The sequence below is a fragment of the Hyphomonas adhaerens MHS-3 genome (genome assembly GCF_000685235.1).
GTDB lineage: Bacteria > Pseudomonadota > Alphaproteobacteria > Caulobacterales > Hyphomonadaceae > Hyphomonas > Hyphomonas adhaerens.
The window spans coordinates 170,355-190,501 of sequence record NZ_ARYH01000002.1; the positions used below are offsets into that span (position 1 = coordinate 170,355).

Genomic DNA, 20,147 nt, shown 5'->3' on the forward strand with positions numbered 1-20,147 from the left:
CTGCGCTTATTCACCGCCACTAAGCGAGTGCACGTAAACAGCCAGGGCCTTGATGGTCGCATCGTCGAGACGATCCTGCCATGCCGGCATGTGGGAGTTACGGGCATTCGTAATCGTGGCGCGGATATCAGACGGGTTCGAGCCGTAAAGCCACTCAGCGTCTGTGAGATTAGGCGCCCCGACATCACGAGAGCCTTTGGCATCCATACCGTGGCAGCTCGCACAGTTCGTCTGGAACAACTCACTCCCGCGCGCGACCGCACCTGCGTTCGCTTCGTGGCCGCTGACACTGAGCACATATTGAACCAGGTCATCGATCTGAGTCGATGTCAGCAGTCCATCACGGCCGAAGGCTGGCATGGCGGAGAACCGGGTTTCCGGGTCTTCTTCATGACGGATGCCATGGCGCACGGTCTGCTCGATACCATCAAGCGTTCCATCCCAAAGCCACACGTCGTCAGCCAGCATCGGGTAGCCTTTGGCACCCCGGCCGCCAGAGCCGTGGCAAGTGGCACAGTTATCACCGAAGGCACTTTCCCCCATAGCCATGGCGAATTGCTGCAGGTCCAGATTGTTCTGGATGTCCTGTAGCGATGCGTCCAGCAGCTGGGCCGAAGCGGCGCTGCGTTGCTCATGTAGCGAGGCCACGCTCTCGGCGACCGCATCCCGGTCAGACATGCCGAGCACACCAGGGGTGTTCCGGCTGCCCATGCCAGGAAGCGAAGGTAGGGCCGGCATGGCGATCATGTAGAGGATCGCCCAGAAGATCGTGCCATACCAGATATACAGCCACCAGCGGGGAAGGGGGTTGTTCAGCTCTTTGATGCCGTCCCAGGAATGCCCGGTTGTTTCCACGCCGGACAGGGCATCAACTTCCTTGTCGGTCTCACTCATCTCCAGGTTCCCCTTCATCGAGCGGCCAGTGAGCCGCTGCTTGGAATTTTTCCTTGTTCGAGGGCCACAGTGCATACGCAACTGCGACGGCGAACATCAGAACGAAGAAGCCCAGGCCCCATGTCTGGGCAAATTTTGACAGAATCTCATACATGGCCCTGCCCCTACCTGCGGTTATCCAGGTCGTCGGCTTCATAGGTGGAGAAATCCACCAACGTGCCAACCATCTGGAGATAAGCGACGAGTGCGTCGAGTTCGGTCACCTTTTCCGGGTTGCCGTCATAGTCGGCGATCCGGACTGATCCTTCGCGCCCGGCAGCTTCCTCATAGCGGGCAACGAGCGCGTCCTGCGCATCATAGTCCGCGTCGGGATCTGCCTGAGCGATCAGGTCAGCCTGAGCGTTCTCGATCATTTCGTCGGTGTACGGAACCCCTTCGAAACGAAGCGCCTTCAGGTGGTCATCAATCGTTTCGTAGTGGAGCGTGTTGTCCGCCAGGAATGCGTAAGGCGGCATCACCGATTCAGGCACCATGGATTGGGGATCTTTCAGGTGATCCACGTGCCATGTGTCCGAGTACTTGCCTCCGACACGGGCAAGGTCAGGCCCTGTCCGTTTGGAGCCCCACTGGAACGGGTGATCGTACATGCTTTCCGCAGCCAGCGAATAGTGACCGTAACGTTCCACCTCGTCCCGTAGCGGACGAACCATCTGTGAGTGGCAGACATAGCAGCCTTCACGGATGTAGACGTTGCGGCCGGCCAGTTCGAGCGGCGTGTAAGGGCGCATGCCTTCAACTTTCTCGATCGTGTTCTCGAGATAGAAGAGTGGTGCGATCTCCACGATCCCGCCGATGGCAACGGTGACCAGGATGCCGAGCGTGAGAGCCAGAGAGTGACGCTCAAGCGTTTCGTGCTTTTTCATCAAGCCCATGAGTAAGTCTCCTATTCAGCGGGCTGAAGCGTCGCGCCGGCCGGTGCATCAACCGGGCGAGTGCCTTCAGCGGCAGCGCCGTGGCCGAGAGCCGTGCGGACGAGGTTGTAGGCCATGATCAGCGCACCCGTCAGGTACAGGCTGCCGCCCAAGGCGCGGATGATATAGCTGACGTGCTTGGCCTCGACAGTTTCGACGAAGCTGTACTCAAGGAAGCCATACTCATTGTAGGCGCGCCACATCAGACCTTCGAGGATCCCGGCGAAGTACATCGCGACGATGTAGAACAGGATGCCGATGGTCGCGAGCCAGAAGTGCCACTCCACAAGCTTCAGCGAGTAGAGAGACGGACGCTTCCAGAGCCACTGCGTTGCACAGTAGAGCGCACCGAAGGAGATGAACCCGACCCAGCCCATTGAACCGGAGTGCACGTGGGCAATACCCCATTCGGTGTAGTGGGACAGCGCGTTGACGGCCCGGACACTCATCAGCGGGCCTTCGAAGGTCGACATGCCGTAGAAGGCCAGTGCGACGACCATCATCCGGACAACCGGGTCAGTCCGCAGACGGTCCCAGGCACCTGACAGCGTCATCACACCGTTGATCATGCCGCCCCAGCTGGGCATCCACAGCATCACCGAGAAGGTCATGCCCAGCGTTTGCGCCCACTGCGGCAGAGCCGTGTAGTGCAGGTGGTGCGGACCAGCCCAGATGTAGATGAAGATCAGCGACCAGAAGTGAACGATAGACAGGCGGTAGGAATAAACCGGCCGCTGCACCCGCTTCGGAATGAAGTAGTACATGATGGCCAGAAAGCCCGTGGTCAGGAAGAAGCCCACGGCGTTGTGGCCATACCACCATTGCGTCAGAGCATCCTGAACCCCGCCGAACAGCTGGTAGCTCTTGGAGCCGGTCAGCGTGACGGGCAGCGTGAGATTGTTCACGATGTGCAGCATGGCGATGGTTACGATGAAGGAAAGGTAGAACCAGTTCGCCACATAAATGTGGGGTTCTTTTCGTTTCCAGATCGTCCCCAGGAAAACCAGCAGATAAGCGACCCAGACAATGGTCAGCCAGAGGTCTGCATACCATTCCGGTTCCGCGTATTCCTTGGACTGGGTAACCCCCATCAAATAGCCGGTCCCGGCGATAGCGATGAAGAGGTTGTACCCCCAGAATACGAACCAGGGCCACATGCCACCGGCCAGACGTGTCCGGCAAGTACGCTGAACGACGTAGAAACTCGTCGCGATCAGAACGTTGCCGCCGAACGCAAAAATCACCGCTGACGTATGCAGCGGGCGTAGGCGTCCGAAGTTCGTCCAGCCAAGCTGTTCGAAATAGAAGATATTCGGGAAGGCCAGCTGGAGGGCGATAATCAGCCCGACCAGGAACCCGGCAATGCCCCAGATCATTGAAGCCGTGACGCCGAATTTGACGATCGTGTCTTCATAGACTGTTTGATCGAATGGATCCCGGTCACCCAGGCTACCTGCCCAGAGTGCAAGTGCCAGAAGGCCGACCACGGCGAGGCCGAGGAATAGCCAGGCATGCGCCCCCATAAGCGGATCGGCAGCATGGCTAGCGATCAGCAACGCCAGTATGGCGAAAATGCTGGTAAATGCCGCGACACTGCCAATGCTGGCGAATGCCGAAGACTGTCTTGTTTGTAACGTGCTCACGTTATTGACCCCCTGCGAGTCGTTGGAATTCTGGCGCCTTGATGCCGGTGTCGACTTCGAACCGGTATACGGTAAAATACGGATGGGCTTCGCTGTCGCATCCGACTAGTTCACAAACCGTATTGAAACATACTTGAAGGAGCAAACAGATGGCAAAATGGCTAATGGCGGGAGCAGCTCTTCTCGTGGCCGGCTTGTTGAAGATCTGGCAGCACACCAATGCTCCTCTCACTTTGCAGGACTATCTGGCATTCCGGTGCGGCTCGGGGACAGAGGCCCATGGAGATTCGTTCCTGACCTTTGCGGGCCATTGTTGGGGCTGCCCTGTCGCCGCCGCTGGTGCGACAATGATCGTATATGCTGCTGTCATGATCATGGTATCGTCTCGTCATGCTGCACTGCCGGTTCGCCGGTAAACAAGACTGGCGCCGTGTCAGGCGTATTCTGCAGCGGTATTGAGGACGTGGAAATTTGAGCGATCTCACCGGCGACGCAGTATCGACTGATCTGGAGGTGCTTCAGCTCCATCTGAGATCCATCCTGGCATCTGTGCCGGATGGCATGATCGTCATCGACGAAAACGGGAAGATTTTGGCGTTCTCCAGCGCCGCTGAAAAACTCTTTTCTTACAAGGCAGAAGAGGTCATTGGTGGAGATGTCAGCCTGTTGATGGGTGGGCATGATGAGGTCAATCACCAGACATACGTCAACAACTACCTGGAGACCGGGAAACGCCACATTATTGGCGTCGGCCGTGTCGTTTCGGCAAAACGATCAGATGGCACGATCTTTCCGGTCGACCTGAAAATCGGTGAAGCCAAGGTCGGCGACCACTACCTGTTTACCGCGTTCGTTCGAGACCTGTCAGAGCAGCGGCGCAACGAATTGCGCATGCAGGAAATGCAGGCCGAGCTGGTCCATTTCTCACGCATGAGCGCGGTCGGCACGATGGCGTCGGCGCTCGCCCACGAGCTGAACCAGCCGCTGACAGCTGTGGCCAATTACCTTGAAGCCGCACGGGACTTGCTGGAATCCGATTCGGAGGATGCGAAAGAAATCCTCCACGAAGCTTTGGACGAAGCCTCACGACAGGCTGTCCGAGCTGGTGAAATCGTCCGGAAATTGCGCGGATATGTATCGCGCGGAGAGATCGACGCACGGTCGGTCGAGCTTGCGCCACTGCTGATTGATTCGATCGCGCTCGCCCGGATTTCCGGAGATATGGCGGATATTCCGATCGACAAGGATATTGCTCCAGATCTGGGCGCCGTACTGGCAGACCCAATTCAGGTTCAACAGGTTGCCATAAACCTGCTGCGCAACGCAGCTGAGGCGCTAAACAACGTATCCGCCCCACGCATGCGCGTCGTCGCCAGGAAAGGCCCGGAATCGTTTGTAACTGTCGAGGTTTGCGACAATGGTCCGGGGATGTCCGAAGAGGTTCGCAAAACGCTGTTCAAACCGTTCATGACCTCGAAATCACAGGGCATGGGACTTGGCTTGTCCATTTGTCAGACAATTGTCGAGGCCCATGGCGGCAAGATCGAAGCAATTCCAGCAGACACTGGCGGGACGTGTTTTCGGTTCACACTGAGGCGTGATACGGCTAGTGCATCGTCATGAGTGAACAAAAACTGATCCACCTTGTCGATGACGACGATGCTGTACGGCATTCGGCCAGCTTTATGCTGCGCCATGCTGGTTTCGCCGTGAAAACCTACACCGATGGCGTGGCCTTCCTTGAAGTTGTTGAGGACGCCGCTGCTGGCTGCATTCTGCTGGATGTACAGATGCCCAGAATGGACGGGTTGGAAGTGCAGGAGCAACTGAACGCCCGGGGCGTTGCGATGCCGGTCATCGTTCTCACGGGGCATGGCGATGTGAATGTGGCGGTTAAGGCCATGAAGGCTGGTGCTGTCGATTTTGTCGAAAAACCATATGAAAAACAAACGCTTGTGGAGGCCCTCAATCGCGCCTTCCAGCGTTTGGAGGAGCGCTCCCAACGTGACCTCCTGGTCGATGAAGCCCGGGGGAAAATCGAGCATCTGACGCCGCGCGAGCGAGAAGTACTGGAAGGCCTGGTGGACGGACACACGAACAAATCGATCGCCGATTCCCTCGATATCTCGCCGAGAACGGTCGAAATCCACAGGGCAAACCTGATGGAAAAGCTGGGTGCGACAAGTCTTTCTGGTGTGCTCAGGATCGCATTTGCGGCCGGCGTCGGATTCGGCGGCAAAGTTACGGACTAGTACTTAAAGACAGCACACAGGCCATCCGCCAACATGCAGGCTCGATATTCCTGTTGTTGGGTGGCCATGTCGAACGCTTTGCTGAACAGACCAAAAAATGTTGCCGTCATTGATGACAGCGAAGCCGTGCGCCGCTCATTGGGTGTTCTGCTGACAGCGCGCGGATATGCTGCGATGGGTTTCGCCGGCGGCGTGGAGTTCCTCGCGTCTCCGCTCCGCTCTTCGTTCGACTTTCTCCTGATTGATTACAAGATGGAAGAAATGTCCGGCGTAGAGGTGCTCCGCGCATTGCGAGGGGAGGGCGTTGAAACACCGGCCGCAATGGTGTCAGGCTGGGAAACTTCCGGTCTTGAGCGGTTGGCGCTCGAGTCGGGTTTCACCGCGTTCATCCGCAAGCCAATGCTGGATCATATTCTCTTCTCGCTCATTGGGCCGCCCGATGGCGGGGAAGGGGCGCCCAGTCGGGACCCGAAAGCCAAAGGCGCAGCTTAACAATTCCTTTCAAAGCGCAGCATTGGCGTCGCCAGGCAGGCCTGGCCGATCATTGTCGTCACCCAATCAGGTTGAGACTGGTGGGTTAAACACACCGCGACCGCTGGCACGGCGCAATATCTGAATTTACGTAAGTCACTGAAATACCGGACAATTCATATCCCCAAGTCGCATAATCATCATTATGGGAAATAATGATGATACGGAGATGGCTGGTTTATCTGACCTCCAGCACCATCCCATCAAAGCCAGGTTCAACATTGGCTGGCAGCTCCCTTTTCAGGTTCGCGTAGTCCAGATCCACATGCATGTTGGTCAGCACGGCTTTGTTGGGTTTCAATTCCGAAATCCAATCCAGCGCTTTGGAAACGCTGGCGTGCGTCGGGTGGTCTGTATAGCGCAGAGCATCAATCACCAGTGTATCCAGCCCCTGCATCAATGCCTTCGACGATGCGGGAAGGTCGCTCACATCATTGCAGTAGGCAAAATCGCCAATTCTGAACCCGAGACACCGGATGCGACCGTGCTCCATGTCGATTGGAAGCATCTCCACTGTGCCGCCAGCGCCTGGTATCCGGAATGGGACTGCAGGCACAATATCTGGCTGAACGTCGAGGATGGGCGGATATCCGCCTTTTCCCTCGAAACAGTAATCAAAACGCCGGGTGAGTATTTCGCGTGTTGCAGCATTCATATAGGTCGGCAGGGCCGCCCGGCGCCTAATCACCAGCGGGCGTATATCGTCGATGCCATGAACCTGGTCTGCGTGCTCATGCGTGTAGACCAACGCATCGAGATCGGTCACTTCCGCGTCCAGAAGCTGTTCTCTCAGGTCCGGTGACGTATCGATCAAGACGGATGTCAGGCCGCCGGAACCGTTTTCTTTCTCGATCAAAACGCAACACCGTCGTCTGCGGTTTTTGGGCTCATTCGGATCGCAAGCGCCCCAGTCGCCTCCGACGCGCGGCACCCCGCCAGACGACCCGGTGCCAAGCAGCGTACAGCGCACACCCGCACTCATGATCCGGTGACCTTGCTGAACAGACGCATGGCGTTTTCGTCAGTGATCCGTTTCACCTCGTCAGTGGGCAGACCCTTCAGGTTTGCCAGCGCGTCTGCGACGTATTGAAGATAAGCTGGCTCATTCCGCCTTCCACGCACTGGGACCGGCGCCAGGTAAGGACAATCAGTCTCCAGTATGATCCGATCCATGGGGACATCAGCGATGACCGAGCGCACCTCGCTTGCGCTCTTGAAAGACAGTATTCCTGATACAGAGACATAGGCGCCCAATGCCAACGCACGCTGTGCGAGCTCCGCGCCTCCTGTGTAGCAATGCAACAAAGGCAAGAACGCGCCTTTTTGGTACTCTTCTTCCAGAATATCCGCCATCAGATCGTCGGCTTCACGCGTGTGAAGTATCACTGGCAAACCGGTTTCACGGGCAACGTGAATGTGTTTTCGAAGGCTCGCCACCTGGTCTTCTTCAGTGCTGTAACCATAGTGAAAATCGAGCCCGGTCTCTCCAATTGCTATGACCTTGTCATTGGATGCCGCCTCGATCAGCGCCTTTGCTGTTAGATCCACAAAGTCCTTGGCATGATGTGGATGCACGCCTGCTGAACACCAGATATCGTCATTTGATTCTGCTATGGAGAGCACTTCCTCGAAATTATCGAACCGGTCGCAGATCGCCAAAAAACGGCGAACGCCAGCCTCTCTCGCGCGATCCAAAACGTCTTCCAGATCATCCGCAAATGGCTCGCCGTGCAAATTGACGTGTGTATCAAACATTTGAAGTGCTCTAGGTGCGGCCGGGTGCCGACAAAAGGCCTGAGATCATCTTTGCGGCCGCCTGCTCCGGATCCATATTCAATTCGTCCGTCTCCCCCACAAGTTTGACTGTGCTGAGCCAGGTGCGGGATTGTTGCGGCGCCTCGATCGCAGACTCGGCGAGTTTGGACAAGACTTCGTCGCGGAACGCAGCGAATGCTTCCGCATCGGCTCCTGCTGCCTGTATGGCGCGCGTCACCACAGCGTCATTCGGACGTGGCATAGACTTCATAAGGGTGCCAGCAGCATTCGTGGCGATACGGCAGGTTTCTGAAGAACGCTCGACGGCGAGCCCGGGGCGTCCGTGGCCGATTTCCGACGGATCGCCACTAAAGCCCTCCAGTCGGAGCACCGCCGCCATATCGTCATGCCCCAGTGGATGAAGGCGCAGTGTTCGGCATCGCGAACGGATCGTCGGCAACACAGGCCGCGACCCGTGATTGATCAGAAACATAATGGCGGCATTCGGCGGCTCTTCCAGTGTCTTGAGGATCGCATTCGATGAGTTCCGGTTCAGTTCATCGAGTGAATCAACAATGCCGACACGCCAGCCACCAAGGGCCGGACGGTAGGTGAAAAACTCATTGAAGGTTCGGATCTGTTCGATCGATATATCCTGCTTCAGTTTTCCTTTGTCATTGAGCTCACGAGTCAGAACGCGAAGATCGGGATGCCCGCTTGAAAGGCACCGTGACATGACCGGATCGTCCGATGGTGCATCAAAGGGTGCCTTGTCTGGTCCGCGCGCACCGAGAAGCCAGGCCGCGCATCGCAGGGCGAACCGCGCCTTGCCAATGCCCGATGGCCCTTCGATCATCCAGGCGTGATGCATTCGTCCGCTCGCCGCTGCGGATTCGAACGCTCTTTCCGCTTCCGTATGACCGATGAGAGGCAAGGCAGCCGTCATGACGACAAACTCTGCCTCAACTCGAAAAGCCGGCTTTCGACTTCATGCCATGCGTTTTGTGCAACCTCGTCGGCTTCCCTGGATGCGTCCAGCAGCACGCAGCGCTCAGGTTCGCTCCTGGCAACATCTATAAAGGCCTGGCGGACATCTTCATGGAAGGCTTTATCACGCAGCTCGAACGTGTCTGCATGACCGCCACGCTCAGCCCGCCGGAGCGCAGCTTTTTCAACAGGTGCATCCAGAACGAGTGTGAGATCGGGACGCGTTTCACCGAGCACAGAGCTTTCCAGCATCTTGAGGACCTCGACACCAACGCCGTTCTGAACACTCTGATAAACGCGCGTGGAATCCGCGAACCGGTCACACAGAACCCAGCTGCCTGCCGCCAGTGCCGGTCGGATCTTTTTTTCCAGATGGTCCGTGCGCGCCGCATTCATAAGAAGCGCTTCGGCCATGGACGACCAGACCTGGCCTTCCGGCGGGTGCAAAACAAGATTTCGGATCGTCTCGGCCAGTTCGGTGCCGCCCGGCTCCCTTGTGACCATGACGGTTCGACCCACCATTTGCAGTCTTTCACGCAGTGCTTCAAGCAAGGTGGACTTGCCGGTGCCTTCACCGCCTTCAAGCGTTATGAAGCGTCCGCGGTTCACGACTGGCTTTCGCTGCCTCCGAGCATATGGCTTAGCCCCTCGATTGCGCGACCAAAGAAGCCCAGTTTGGCGACATCTGCGTCGGCCAGAATCGGGGCCTCCATCGGCTTTTGTCCCGCTATCGTGATAATCAGCTTACCGAGTTCGTCACCCTTGCTGACAGGGGCTTCTATTGGGCCGGGCAGGACAATTTCGGCTTTGGCTTTTTCCATGCTGGCTTTGTAGCCGGCGATTTGAAGATCGCTCGACAATTTGACGGGCACCTTCTGGGTTTCTCCAAGCCAGACCGGCACATCGGGCAGATCGACAGAATCCGGCGTCAGGGTCTTCAGGTCAAAACTGTTGAATGCGATCCGCATCAGGCGCTCACCTTCGGCGGCCCGCGCGGCCATGGAAGGCAGTCCATTGATGACAATCGTCCTGCGGATCCCGTCTCTGACGGCCGAACCGGTCAGACCATAGCCTGAGACTTCAAGATGGCCGGTTTTTACCCCGTCTGCGCCGGAGATTTCCAGAAGCGGATTGCGGTTGGCCTGGGTAAAATCCCGCCACGTATAGGAGGGCAAGGAGTACCAAGAATAGTATTCCGGATAATTGTCGATTGTCAGTTTCGCGAGCTTCGCGAGATCCTCGGCAGAAATGACGTGCCCGACGGCTTCAAGGCCTGTGGCATTCAGGAAGTTCGCCGAATTAAGCCCCAATTCGTGGGCAAGGTTGGTCATCCGGCGCGCGAATGCTTCTTCAGACCCGGAGATGTTTTCGGCCAGCGCAATGCACGCATCATTGCCGGACATGATGATGACGCCATGAAGCAGTTCTTCGACGGTCGGCGTATCACCGGGCGCAAGGCCCATAGTCGACGTTCCAGATGGGAAACCGCCTTTGCGCCAGGCATTTTCGCTGACGGTGAATTTGTCGCTCATCGAAAGTTCGCCGCGCCGGACCATTTCGAACACCGTGTAGGCGGTCATCATCTTGGTCATGGAAGCAGGGACCATCGGTTCTTCGCCAGCCTTGGCAAAGAGGATCGCGCCAGTTTCATGATCCATGATCACGGCGTGGGTCGCCGGCGTATCCAGGATCTGGGCATTTGCGAAACCTGTAATGCCTGCAATGGCAAAAGCCGCTGCAGCGACTGTATTCCGGGCGATCTGCGGCAAGTTCATGGAAGAGGCCTCCAACGTTCTGTTCGGAAGCCGGAATCAAATCCGGCCCCAATTCCGTTTAAACAGGAAAAAGGGCCGGTTTGTGGTCTGGGTCAATGGTGGGGCGTGTGGTTATTCGCCAGTAACGATACGTCCTTGCGAGATCCCGGCATAAGAAAGATCGGCCCGGGCCCGTTCGGCTTCGGACCGGCTCAAGAGCGGTCCAACGCGGACACGGAAATAGTCGGCGCCGTTGACGCGTGCTGGCACAATGGTCACCGGCAGGGACGCCTGGACCCGATTGCTGAGCATCTGGGCATTCGAAATGTCGGTGAATGACCCGATCTGGACAAAATAATCACCGTTTGAGACGTCTGCCACAGGCGCATTGTAAGAGTAGGTCGGCTGAACCTGGCGTGGTTGCGCAGCTGGTTCGTACGATGCCGGAGTGACATACTCAGCAGGTGTTTCAGCCGGCTTGGCATCTGCGTAGATCGTGTCCGTCTTCATTTGTGGCGCTGGTGCAGGCGGCGTCGGTGCACTTTGGGCCGGAGCCGCGCCGAGATACCGGACGCGAAGCGTGGCCTTCCCTGTTCCATTCATACCCAATTCGTCAGCAGCGCGCGGCGAAACCTGAAGCGATGCACCATCTTCAAATGGCCCACGGTCGTTGACACGCAGCACAACTTCCCTGCCCGTCTCGGCATTTACGACCTGGATCAGGCTCGGCAGCGGCAGCGTCGGATGGGCAGCCGTCATGGCATTCGGGTCGAACGTTTCGCCATTCGCGGTCGGGAGACCATTGAATTCCGAGCCGTAGACAATTGCGACGCTGGTTTCGTCGAACACCGGAACGGGTTCGCTGGACACCGTGTAGGATGGCGCGGGTGTCAGTGAACGCGCGGCGGGCTGGTATTGCTGTGGCGGGGCGACAGGTGCAGCAGCGATGGGCGCTGGAGCGGTGGTCGGCTGCAGGCTTGGAAGTGCTTCGCTTTCCACGGCAGACACAGTCCGCTGCGCCTCAATGCGGGCGGCCGCCGCGCGGGCATCAAAACTGTTCGGGCCGCTCGTGGCAACGCCGGTCGAAGCCGGTGCCGGCGCTTCAATGCTCGCATATTCACGGGCAGCAGGTTCTGAATATTGGGCCCCCTGCTCCGTATTGGCTGCAGCACTTTTGGGAAGCTGAGCAGAGCCAGGATAACGGAATTGAATGCGTGCCTGTTTCTTTTGTTTCGCGTCAGGGGTGCGGCTAGGCGCAATATATTGCGGCTTACCTGCCGGATAAGGCGATGTTCCCGTTGCATAGACAATCGGGGCCGGGGTGCGCTTGTCGGCGTAGGCCGGCGCAGCAGCGGCAATTGCGATCGCGCCGGCGAAAACCAGCGACGACAGATGCAGCGATTTCGATGCGGAAGAAACGGTCTTCAAGGTTCACCTCATTCTGAGCTGCGGGTCATTTTATGACCCTTTGGGACGGCTTTTCTGCCCTCCAGCGAACCCTCTGTAGCATAGTGTGGTGCAGGCCTTATGAACCTCACCTGAAGGATCCGGTGAATACGGTTACCGGTTGTTTACATCTTTTCAAGCCGCGCTCTTGCCGGATGGCGGAAACACAGGTGAAGACATGAGACGTCAATCAGAGCGAGCCTAGACCGCTATCTGCACACTCAGGGGGAACAAACGGAATGCAACATACACTTGGTGAAGGCCCCCTGCTCGATGCGCGCGGCCAGCTGATTGACCGTGGTTGGGCCACCGAGGAAGTGCGCCAGTATGACAGGTCAGCCATCCGGGCCAGCGGCTTCCGGATCAAGGAGTGGGACTATTACTGCATCCTCACACCTGACTTCGGCCTCGCCCTGACTGTCGCAGACAATGGGTATCTTGGCTTCCTCGGCACATCCTGGATGGATCTGAAGAGCGGAACGGCAGTGAATGACGGCGCAGTCATCCCATTTCCCATGGGCCGGATGGGCCTGCCTGGGTCCGCCGATCGTGGTGACATCGTCCAGAAACACAAAGATATGTCTCTGAGCTTTCTGCATGAGGAAGGCGGCCGTCGGCTGATAGTTGATGCGCCGCGCTTTGATGGCGGGCGTGGACTAAAAGGAGAATTGTGGCTCGCCCAGCCTCCTATGGATCGGATGGTCATTGCGACACCGTTCCCCAATGCGCCAAAGGCCTTCTATTACAATCAGAAAATCAATTGCCTGGCGGCCTCAGGCGAAATCAGGATCGGGACAGACGTCCACCAATTCACTCCGGATTCCGCTTTCGGTGTTCTGGACTGGGGGCGGGGTGTGTGGACCTACAGCAACGTCTGGTACTGGGGATCGGCCTCCGGTATGTGCGGCGACCGATGCGTCGGCTTCAACATCGGTTACGGCTTCGGTGATACCTCAGCCGCCTCTGAAAACATGGTTTTTGTGGACGGCAAGGCGCACAAGCTCGATCAAGTGACGTTCCACTTGCCAGAAGGACCGCCGGATTCTGCGCCCTGGCGATTCACAAGCAATGATGACCGGTTCGAAATGCACTTCGATCCCATCGTCAATCGCCATCACACCACAGACCTCGGCGTGTTCAAAACGGCCCAGGACCAGGTGTTCGGTACATTCTCCGGGCAAGTGAAACTGGATGATGGATCAGTTCTGAAGATCGCCGCCCTGCCCGGTTTTGCCGAAGAAGTCCGGAACCGCTGGTGAAACCGGTCGACCGGAAAGCGGGCCAGTTCGAGAGCGCTGGCGGAGGAGGAGACGCGCAAACGCGAATCTCAGCCCTTCTCAAGATGAAATTGATCTTGAAACTCGAACATGGTCCCTGCCCGGCGACCGGATGAAGTCCGGCCGTGATCATCGCGTTCCCCTGTCCCCGGCCGCCATGGCGATCTTGAAGGAAGCGAGGCGCCTTGACCCGCATCAGGGAGAAATCGTCTTCCCGTCCCGCCAGACTAATACACAACTTTCCGACATGACGTTGTCGGCCGTCCCGAAGAGAATCGACCTAAATGTGACGGTTCACGGTTTCAGATCGACGTTCCGCGACTGGTCGGAAGAAGCGACTTCCTTTCCCCATGAGGTGAAGGAGGCTGCCTTGGCCCATGTCGTGAAGAACAAGGCTGAGGCTGCCTACCGGCGTACCGACCTTTTCGAGAAGCGCCGAAAACTGATGGATGAGTGGGGTCGGTACATTCTGCAGACTCCCTGAGATGGAGGTTTGGAATGTCCACTGACGGCACGGATATCATAAGAGCCGGGTTTCGGCAGTTTCCCAGGAGTGGTCGCATAACCTGGGCCGATGGCCATCGGTTGGAGAACGACGATCTTAAGCGGAACTTTGATGACCGATTGCTCGAATTTCTGAACAGGATCGACAACGTGTTCGAGATTGCCGGATATCCAAAGGCGTTGGACATTATCTACCGCGATCTTTCAAAGAGCCGGGACTTCGCGGAACCGCTGCATGGCGAATACGTGATCAAGATGCGCGGTTTCGATTGTGTGCAGAGGGCAGAACCTCTTGGCAGCACGCTGTATCAAATGGCCATGGTCGCTGAAAAACTGTCCGACGCCCTGTCCGCAAAGGATTGCAATGTGAAACTCAATTGCGCCCTGGAAGCCGGTGTCGAACTTGCGCTGTATGACATCAATTATCGGAACGGGACCTTCGTCGAAAAAGGGATCAAGAGCGATCGGGACACAAGATCTGGTGGCTCAACGACGGGCGCCCAAAACAGCACAAAGCGAGCGCGAAGCATCGAAATCGTCGCCGGCATCCTTCAAGAGCCTGGCATCAACAATATCGACCCCAAACAGAGACTCAAAAATGTGACGGCACGGATGAAGGAACTGAATCATCCGGAACTCGAAACCCGGTATGGATTTCCCGCGCCTTCAACGATTGAGGACTGGACCGAGGAGGCGTTCGAATTAATTCGAAATACGCCGTAGGTACTACAGTGGACAGCTAGCTGCGAGGATTCCTCGTGGCTGAATGTCTGCATCATTGATCAGATTGCTCCATCAAATCTCAGATCGGAGCAAACCACATGACAGACACCCCTTCCCTGCTTCTCTCGGACAAGACAGCTGCCCAGCTGCTCGGGATTTCCCGGGCGACCCTCTGGCGCCGGGTCAGCGACAAAACCCTCCCCTCTCCCATTCGCCTCGGCGGCGTCACGCGTTGGCGTCGTGATGAGCTTGAGCGGGCAATCGACACAGCGTCCGCCCGCGCTGACCGCAGCATGCGGGGTCAGTGATGAGCAAGAAGAAATCCGGCTATCTGTTCCTTCGGCTTGCTTTCCAGGTCGAAGGTTTGCGCGGACCTTATCGGGCCATTTTCCTTGAACTGTGCAGCTACGCCGATGCCAGCGGTTTCTGCTTTCCGACCATGAAGCGGATTGCTCAGAGAACGCACTACTCAATCAAGACTGTTGATCGGGCGATTTCGGAACTGGAAGATCTAGGTCTGATCCGTCGCAAGCGGCGGAGCGCAAACGGAAACCGGCGCGGGTATGATTTCGCGATCGCGCTCCCTATCGGACTCCTGGTCTCGAAAGGTCGTCAGGGAGTCTCCCAGAATACCGACGCAGAGTCCGGACGTAACTATCCATCTAAACTATCCAAAGAACTTGCGGGCACCGGTCAGGCTGACGTGCAAAATCTCATCTGGAAGGAACTGTCCCCCTTCATCGATCCGCAAAGCCACAAGTCGATGTTCTCGCTCTTCCCTGTCATCGAATTCCTCCTGGGCAAGCCGGATGAAGAGGCTGTTCAGATGGTCCGTCGTTTGCCTTTGGTTACGAAGCGGCTGAAGCATCGTCTGCAGGCAAGTCATGAGAAACTGACGAGCTGGGAACCGCTGATCGAATTGCTGAGCCATTCCAATGGAACATCGGACAAGGCAAGCGGTACCGAGTCTCAGTCCGCCACCTGCCCCATTTGCGAGGCCCTTTCTGTCTGCATGGTCGAGTCTGGGGCGCCGGAGATGCGCGCCAGAACGTTGGTGGAGCGTCTCAATGCGCACGAGCTGTCTGACAAGATCGAGATCACGTCCGATGTGGCTGCTCGTATTGCTACGCTGCAGACGGGTCATGGGAGCGCGCTGAACAGGCTTGCGACTGGTCAAAACAAGCCGGTGGTTCTTGTCCAGAATGGCTCCACCATTGCGCGTTACGTGCCGAGGTGAGGTCGACACACGTCGCATCCGTAGTCGGTCCGGTCGTTAGGAGCGAACCTGCATACCCCGGGGGGAGGGTCCAACTCTGGAGCCCCTCCTCCCAGACCGGCGGGGTAGTCGATTTTTCTCTGCGGTCAAAAATGTGGAGATATTTTTTTGTTCGAGAAATACCAGTTGCCCGCCGATTCGAGCATCTATTCAGGGCGATCTGGACCAGGGATTACCAGATATTCTTGAGCCGAATCTGGTGTCTCGATCCAATCGATAAGTTGATTGAGGTTCGCTTCGAAATCCGCAGGTTTGAGACCGCACTCCCAGACCACGGCAACCCGCCATCCCAATTCCTGTAATGCAGCAACGTTTTCCGCATCCCGTTCCACATTTCTTTCGAACTTCTGAGCCCAGAATTCCGGTCGTGTTGTGGGCGTAGTCGCGTATCGGCACTCTGGATGGCGGTGCCAGAAACAGCCATGAACGAAGATAACGATTCGGCGGCTGGGCATCACGATATCTGGCCTGCCCGGGAGCTTGCGATGGTGCAGTCGATATCGGTATCCACGAGCATGTAGCGCCTTTCGCAAGGCCAGCTCAGGTTTGGTATTCTTGCCACCGATTCCGGACATCATGCGGGAGCGGGTTTTCTGATCGACAATGTCTGCCATCGATGGTCAGAGCTCCTGGACTTGGTTCGCAAAGCACTTCAAGAACGAGATGATCGGAGGGTCAAATGGAAGACTACGGTATCATTGATCTGTTCGCCGGCCCTGGAGGGCTCGGAGAAGGTTTCAGCCGTCAGCTCAATACCTCAGGTAAACGCGCATTCCGTATCTATCGCTCCGTCGAGATGGACCCGTCCGCTCACTCGACCCTGCGCCTTCGCGCCTTCCTCAGGACATTGGACGCCATTCCGGAAGAATACCTTGATTTTCATGCGGGTAGATCGTCTGAGCCGGACTGGTCCTCGGTCAACAAGGCGGCCTGGAAGGAGGCGTGCGCTGAAGCGCTGTGCATGGAGCTCGGAAAGCGTGAAACAACGGAAATCCTATCGGCCGCGATCACTCAGGCCAAGAAAAAGTGGGGTGACAGGACCGTCGTGATTGGTGGACCTCCTTGCCAGGCCTATTCCCTCGCAGGACGCTCGAGAAACAAGGGCATTCAGGGGTATGATGCAGCTGCGGATCATCGCCATTTCCTGTTTCGCGAGTACCTGAATGTCCTCGCATCCCTGAAACCGGCCGTTTTCATCATGGAGAACGTGAAAGGGCTGCTTTCTTCATCCGTGAATGATCAGCGGGTGTTCGATCTGCTCATGCAAGACCTTCGCAGTGTTGGCGGAGAGAAGGATCTCTACACCCTGGTGCCCCTGACGCTGAAATCCGAAGGTAATGATCTCCTTGGGGACTGGAAGCCTTCTGACTTCATCATACGTGCTGAAGAGCATGGCATTCCTCAAGCCCGTCACCGGGTCATTCTCCTCGGTATTCGGCGAGATGTTGCTCAGAACCTGGGTAGTGGCGGAGCTGAGAATTTCCGGTTTGCTGCGCAGGACAAACCTGTTCCGGCCCAGGCAGTACTCGCCTCCCTGCCCCGCTTGCGGAGTGGATTGAGCAAGGAAACAAATAGCTGGGCAAACTGGCACAAGGCTGCCCTGTCGGAGATGAAGCGGGTCGAAAAAGCCGTCAGGAAGGAACCTGCGGCATTGCGAGAACAGGTGGCTCTCAACATCCGGATCTTCTCTGAACTCGATGAGGAGCTGCCACAGTCTTCATCAGCGACCAGCATTCCGGGAAACGAGTGCCCTCCAAAACTGCGCGACTGGCTTCACACCCCAGCCCTGCGCGGCACGGCCAATCACCACTCTCGCGGACACATGCGTTCGGATCTGGGCAGGTATTTCTTCGCCGCGGCTTTTGCCGGCGCTCATGATCGCTCACCAAAAGCTTCGGAATTTCCTGAAGCTCTCGCACCGGACCACCAAAACTGGACAACGGGTGTTTTCGCGGATCGGTTCAGAGCGCAGGTTGCAAGCAGACCCTCGACCACCGTCACCAGTCACATATCCAAGGACGGACACTATTTCATCCATCCAGATCCTTTGCAGTGCCGCAGCCTAACTGTGCGCGAGGCTGCCCGGCTTCAAACGTTCCCGGACGACTACCTTTTTCTTGGAAATCGCACTCAACAATATGTGCAAGTTGGCAATGCGGTCCCTCCACTTTTGGCCAACCAGATTGCAGATGTTGTCCTTGCAATCCTTGAAAACGCTCCACTCAAATCCCGGAAAATTCAGCCTAAAGCAGCGTAGTCAGACCCGATGCAAAGCTTTTTGAACCTCTTCCAAGCGCCGATTAGAGGCCAACACTTTCCGAGACTAGGCTATTCTCCAAGTATTTCAGCGTGCAGATGAATATATATTGTTTGTTTGGCGACGTTTTTGATCAGCCACATTGTGTGTGACACCACTCGCGCTCAAAAATACCGAAACAAGAGTTCAGGAGATGTCACTCCCCCGCCCTCCGGGTCTGTCTTCGGCTCATCGAGCCGGTTTGCGCTCGACCCTTGTCAATATCAGGGGTCATTTTCCGCGGCTAGAATGGAGCCTTCTCACTACTGGGGCGCCAGCTGTCGAACTCGGATGGAAGCAAGGCATAAATATCTGCTTTGCTCATAGAGTACAGATCGTAATTCATCTGTAGTTGTTTTGCAATTTTAGTGGCGAGACGCCTTGCGCTTCCCGGCGTCGCTTTTCCCAAAGCATTGCGCTTCATAGTTCCAGTTTTTGGATCAATATACATTTCAACTGCAGCTTTCATGAGGCCACGAGAGGCTAGGAAGTCCCTATCCTGAGTATATAGTTGCTCGATGGCATCAGAATGTGCGTAGGGAGGCCTGGATAGAAAGAATTTTGCGACCTCCTCGCCAAAGGAGCGATGAAGCCAGAAGCTCATAAACGCGAGATGTCGGTAATACCTAAACTTTTGATATTCCCTGGGAATGTATCGGTATGCACTCCAAAGCTTCCACTCCCCCCCCTTTGGCGGCTTTTCGAGGAGTTGCCTCAAATAGATAGCAGAAATCCACGCCCACAGCCCAATGTTCGTGTGTTGCACAACAGCAAGATCAGTGGGAAGGTTTTCAGATAGATACTCCCCCATTTCAAACCTGTCCTTGAATTGAAGCCCTGCATCAATCTCAATTTCATGAGATACAATGGTTGTCATTTCCGGATCAACGGCGATCGCATCTACAGCTGAAAAGAATGCATCGTCCACTAGGGCTGGCTTTCGGGCATCAACATTGTCACGCGCTGTCTCAATAAGTGCTTCGAAAGCTTCGATCCCTCGTTGATTGAACATAGCCAATTGCATCTTACACAAACTCCTCAAGCAAGGTTTTCCCGTTTCGCCACTTTTTCTCCGTAAACGCCGTAACAATTTTGTCTGAAAGTTCTAAGCGCTCTTCGTTTCCATCCGGAAGTTCGGCATCCTCTCCTCGAAGCGAATATTCGAGGGATTGCTCAACAAATTTCAGCCAATCATCAGCCGGGGAGCCCTCCTCCAATACATTTAGATCTTCATTATTAAGGAGAAGCCCAACGACGACCGCACGCAGAATTTCCGGAAATACGTGAACTGGAAAATAGGCTTGATCTTTGGACTTGTTAAAATAGGCCCGATTGAGCGAAATCACCGGCATATCTGGCGCTGGCCAAGTCACCGACCAAATTCTTGAACCGAGACTATCGGAAAGATCTGGACTAAAGAAACCTTCAAAGCTGCTTCCTGCATCATTCGTCCCTGGTCCCGCCTGAAGTTTGAAGGGCGATGTTGCTGCAAGCAGTATTCCCCGGGTTGCCTCATCGTTCGATACGAGTTTGAGACGAAATTCGAGAATGGCGTTGTCCGGACAATCTTCAAGCACGAACTCTTCGGTGGACCCCCCCTCTGGCAACTCAAACCGGTGCGTATTTCCAAGGAATAGGACATCCAGCACAAGCAACCGATCGATTGAGGAATCTATGCCAGATTGCTTGAGAATATTTTCTTCATCCCATTGAACCTTAAACACAAATTCATTGGAGTTTCTATTAAGCTGTTCCACTAATATCAGCTCTGGCTTTTGCTTTATTCGTTTGCGATTTGTGAAATTCCACTTTTCCACAAAATGAGTGCGAACCGACAT

23 protein-coding genes are annotated in these 20,147 nt (G+C 56.2%); 10 read left to right on the forward strand and 13 right to left on the reverse strand.

The annotated features are described in order from the left end of the window. Window positions 1–6 precede the first annotated feature (6 nt). Genes ccoP through ccoN form a run of 4 tightly spaced genes read right to left on the reverse strand, consistent with a single transcriptional unit; the run spans window position 7 to window position 3,388 of the window. Window positions 7–894 (reverse strand): cytochrome-c oxidase, cbb3-type subunit III, encoded by an 888-nt coding sequence (ccoP, locus tag HAD_RS12970; protein ID WP_035572431.1) that lies wholly within the window; start codon window positions 892–894, stop codon window positions 7–9. Beyond that, window positions 887–1,048, reverse strand: a complete 162-nt coding sequence (locus HAD_RS12975; RefSeq protein ID WP_034763853.1) for a cbb3-type cytochrome c oxidase subunit 3 — start codon at window positions 1,046–1,048, stop codon at window positions 887–889. The genes ccoP and HAD_RS12975 overlap by 8 nt, the downstream gene beginning before the upstream one ends. Before the next feature lie 10 nt (window positions 1,049–1,058). Continuing rightward, complete coding sequence (ccoO, locus tag HAD_RS12980) at window positions 1,059–1,826, reverse strand: cytochrome-c oxidase, cbb3-type subunit II (protein ID WP_035572432.1); 768 nt, start codon at window positions 1,824–1,826, stop codon at window positions 1,059–1,061. An 11-nt stretch (window positions 1,827–1,837) separates the two neighbouring features. Continuing rightward, window positions 1,838–3,388, reverse strand: a complete 1,551-nt coding sequence (gene ccoN, locus HAD_RS12985) for a cytochrome-c oxidase, cbb3-type subunit I (RefSeq protein WP_162177522.1) — start codon at window positions 3,386–3,388, stop codon at window positions 1,838–1,840. A 269-nt stretch (window positions 3,389–3,657) separates the two neighbouring features. Here ccoN and HAD_RS12990 point away from each other — a divergent pair, with 269 nt between their 5' ends. The 4 genes from HAD_RS12990 (at window position 3,658) to HAD_RS18095 (ending at window position 6,252) form a co-directional block, all read left to right on the forward strand. Beyond that, window positions 3,658–3,924, forward strand: a complete 267-nt coding sequence (locus tag HAD_RS12990; protein ID WP_035572435.1) for a hypothetical protein — start codon at window positions 3,658–3,660, stop codon at window positions 3,922–3,924. Window positions 3,925–3,979: 55 nt separating this feature from the next. After that, window positions 3,980–5,131: a PAS domain-containing sensor histidine kinase gene (locus tag HAD_RS12995; protein WP_051596286.1), complete on the forward strand. Its 1,152-nt coding sequence runs from the start codon at window positions 3,980–3,982 to the stop codon at window positions 5,129–5,131. Then, window positions 5,128–5,760, forward strand: coding sequence for a response regulator transcription factor (locus tag HAD_RS13000; RefSeq protein WP_035572436.1), 633 nt, complete (start codon window positions 5,128–5,130; stop codon window positions 5,758–5,760). Before HAD_RS12995 ends, HAD_RS13000 begins: the two co-directional genes overlap by 4 nt. A gap of 66 nt (window positions 5,761–5,826) precedes the next feature. Beyond that, complete coding sequence (locus HAD_RS18095) at window positions 5,827–6,252, forward strand: response regulator (RefSeq protein ID WP_051596287.1); 426 nt, start codon at window positions 5,827–5,829, stop codon at window positions 6,250–6,252. 217 nt (window positions 6,253–6,469) lie between these two features. Here HAD_RS18095 and HAD_RS13010 read toward each other — a convergent pair whose 3' ends face one another. From HAD_RS13010 to HAD_RS18100, 6 genes are all read right to left on the reverse strand, one after another. Then, a complete protein-coding gene (locus HAD_RS13010) occupies window positions 6,470–7,147 on the reverse strand; it encodes an MBL fold metallo-hydrolase (protein WP_241765371.1) in 678 nt (225 codons plus the stop codon). A gap of 122 nt (window positions 7,148–7,269) precedes the next feature. After that, window positions 7,270–8,046, reverse strand: coding sequence for a TatD family hydrolase (locus HAD_RS13015; protein WP_035572438.1), 777 nt, complete (start codon window positions 8,044–8,046; stop codon window positions 7,270–7,272). Window positions 8,047–8,056: 10 nt separating this feature from the next. Then, entirely contained in the window at window positions 8,057–8,992 is a 936-nt protein-coding gene (locus HAD_RS13020; RefSeq protein ID WP_051596288.1) for a hypothetical protein, read from the reverse strand. After that, window positions 8,989–9,642: a dTMP kinase gene (gene tmk, locus HAD_RS13025; protein ID WP_035572439.1), complete on the reverse strand. Its 654-nt coding sequence runs from the start codon at window positions 9,640–9,642 to the stop codon at window positions 8,989–8,991. Before tmk ends, HAD_RS13020 begins: the two co-directional genes overlap by 4 nt. After that, entirely contained in the window at window positions 9,639–10,808 is a 1,170-nt protein-coding gene (locus tag HAD_RS13030) for a D-alanyl-D-alanine carboxypeptidase family protein (protein WP_035572440.1), read from the reverse strand. The genes tmk and HAD_RS13030 overlap by 4 nt, the downstream gene beginning before the upstream one ends. Before the next feature lie 111 nt (window positions 10,809–10,919). Beyond that, window positions 10,920–12,215 carry a septal ring lytic transglycosylase RlpA family protein gene (locus HAD_RS18100; RefSeq protein ID WP_051596289.1) on the reverse strand — a complete coding sequence of 432 codons (1,296 nt, stop codon included), beginning with the start codon at window positions 12,213–12,215 and terminating at the stop codon, window positions 10,920–10,922. A 257-nt stretch (window positions 12,216–12,472) separates the two neighbouring features. Between HAD_RS18100 and HAD_RS13040 the strand changes: the two genes are divergently transcribed. The 5 genes from HAD_RS13040 (at window position 12,473) to HAD_RS18105 (ending at window position 15,974) form a co-directional block, all read left to right on the forward strand. Then, window positions 12,473–13,492, forward strand: coding sequence for a DUF2804 domain-containing protein (locus HAD_RS13040; RefSeq protein WP_035572441.1), 1,020 nt, complete (start codon window positions 12,473–12,475; stop codon window positions 13,490–13,492). Continuing rightward, entirely contained in the window at window positions 13,464–13,994 is a 531-nt protein-coding gene (locus tag HAD_RS18440; RefSeq protein ID WP_084331963.1) for a tyrosine-type recombinase/integrase, read from the forward strand. The genes HAD_RS13040 and HAD_RS18440 overlap by 29 nt, the downstream gene beginning before the upstream one ends. Window positions 13,995–14,008: 14 nt before the next feature. After that, complete coding sequence (locus HAD_RS13050) at window positions 14,009–14,737, forward strand: hypothetical protein (protein ID WP_156942278.1); 729 nt, start codon at window positions 14,009–14,011, stop codon at window positions 14,735–14,737. A 98-nt stretch (window positions 14,738–14,835) separates the two neighbouring features. Continuing rightward, window positions 14,836–15,045 carry a helix-turn-helix transcriptional regulator gene (locus HAD_RS13055; protein ID WP_035572443.1) on the forward strand — a complete coding sequence of 70 codons (210 nt, stop codon included), beginning with the start codon at window positions 14,836–14,838 and terminating at the stop codon, window positions 15,043–15,045. Then, on the forward strand, window positions 15,045–15,974 hold the full coding sequence (locus HAD_RS18105) for a helix-turn-helix domain-containing protein (RefSeq protein WP_051596291.1): 930 nt from the start codon (window positions 15,045–15,047) through the stop codon (window positions 15,972–15,974). The genes HAD_RS13055 and HAD_RS18105 overlap by 1 nt, the downstream gene beginning before the upstream one ends. A 185-nt stretch (window positions 15,975–16,159) precedes the next feature. On the opposite strand, the gene HAD_RS18445 is transcribed toward HAD_RS18105, so the two are convergent. Then, the gene (locus HAD_RS18445; protein ID WP_084331964.1) at window positions 16,160–16,627 is read right to left on the reverse strand and encodes a very short patch repair endonuclease; all 468 of its coding nucleotides are present in this window, start codon (window positions 16,625–16,627) and stop codon (window positions 16,160–16,162) included. A 65-nt stretch (window positions 16,628–16,692) separates the two neighbouring features. Here HAD_RS18445 and HAD_RS13070 point away from each other — a divergent pair, with 65 nt between their 5' ends. After that, window positions 16,693–18,270 carry a DNA cytosine methyltransferase gene (locus tag HAD_RS13070; RefSeq protein ID WP_051596292.1) on the forward strand — a complete coding sequence of 526 codons (1,578 nt, stop codon included), beginning with the start codon at window positions 16,693–16,695 and terminating at the stop codon, window positions 18,268–18,270. A 283-nt stretch (window positions 18,271–18,553) separates the two neighbouring features. Here the strand turns inward: HAD_RS13070 and HAD_RS13075 are convergent, their stop codons facing one another. Beyond that, entirely contained in the window at window positions 18,554–19,333 is a 780-nt protein-coding gene (locus HAD_RS13075; protein WP_035572446.1) for a hypothetical protein, read from the reverse strand. A 1-nt stretch (window position 19,334) separates the two neighbouring features. Continuing rightward, window positions 19,335–20,147: a hypothetical protein gene (locus tag HAD_RS13080; RefSeq protein ID WP_035572447.1), complete on the reverse strand. Its 813-nt coding sequence runs from the start codon at window positions 20,145–20,147 to the stop codon at window positions 19,335–19,337.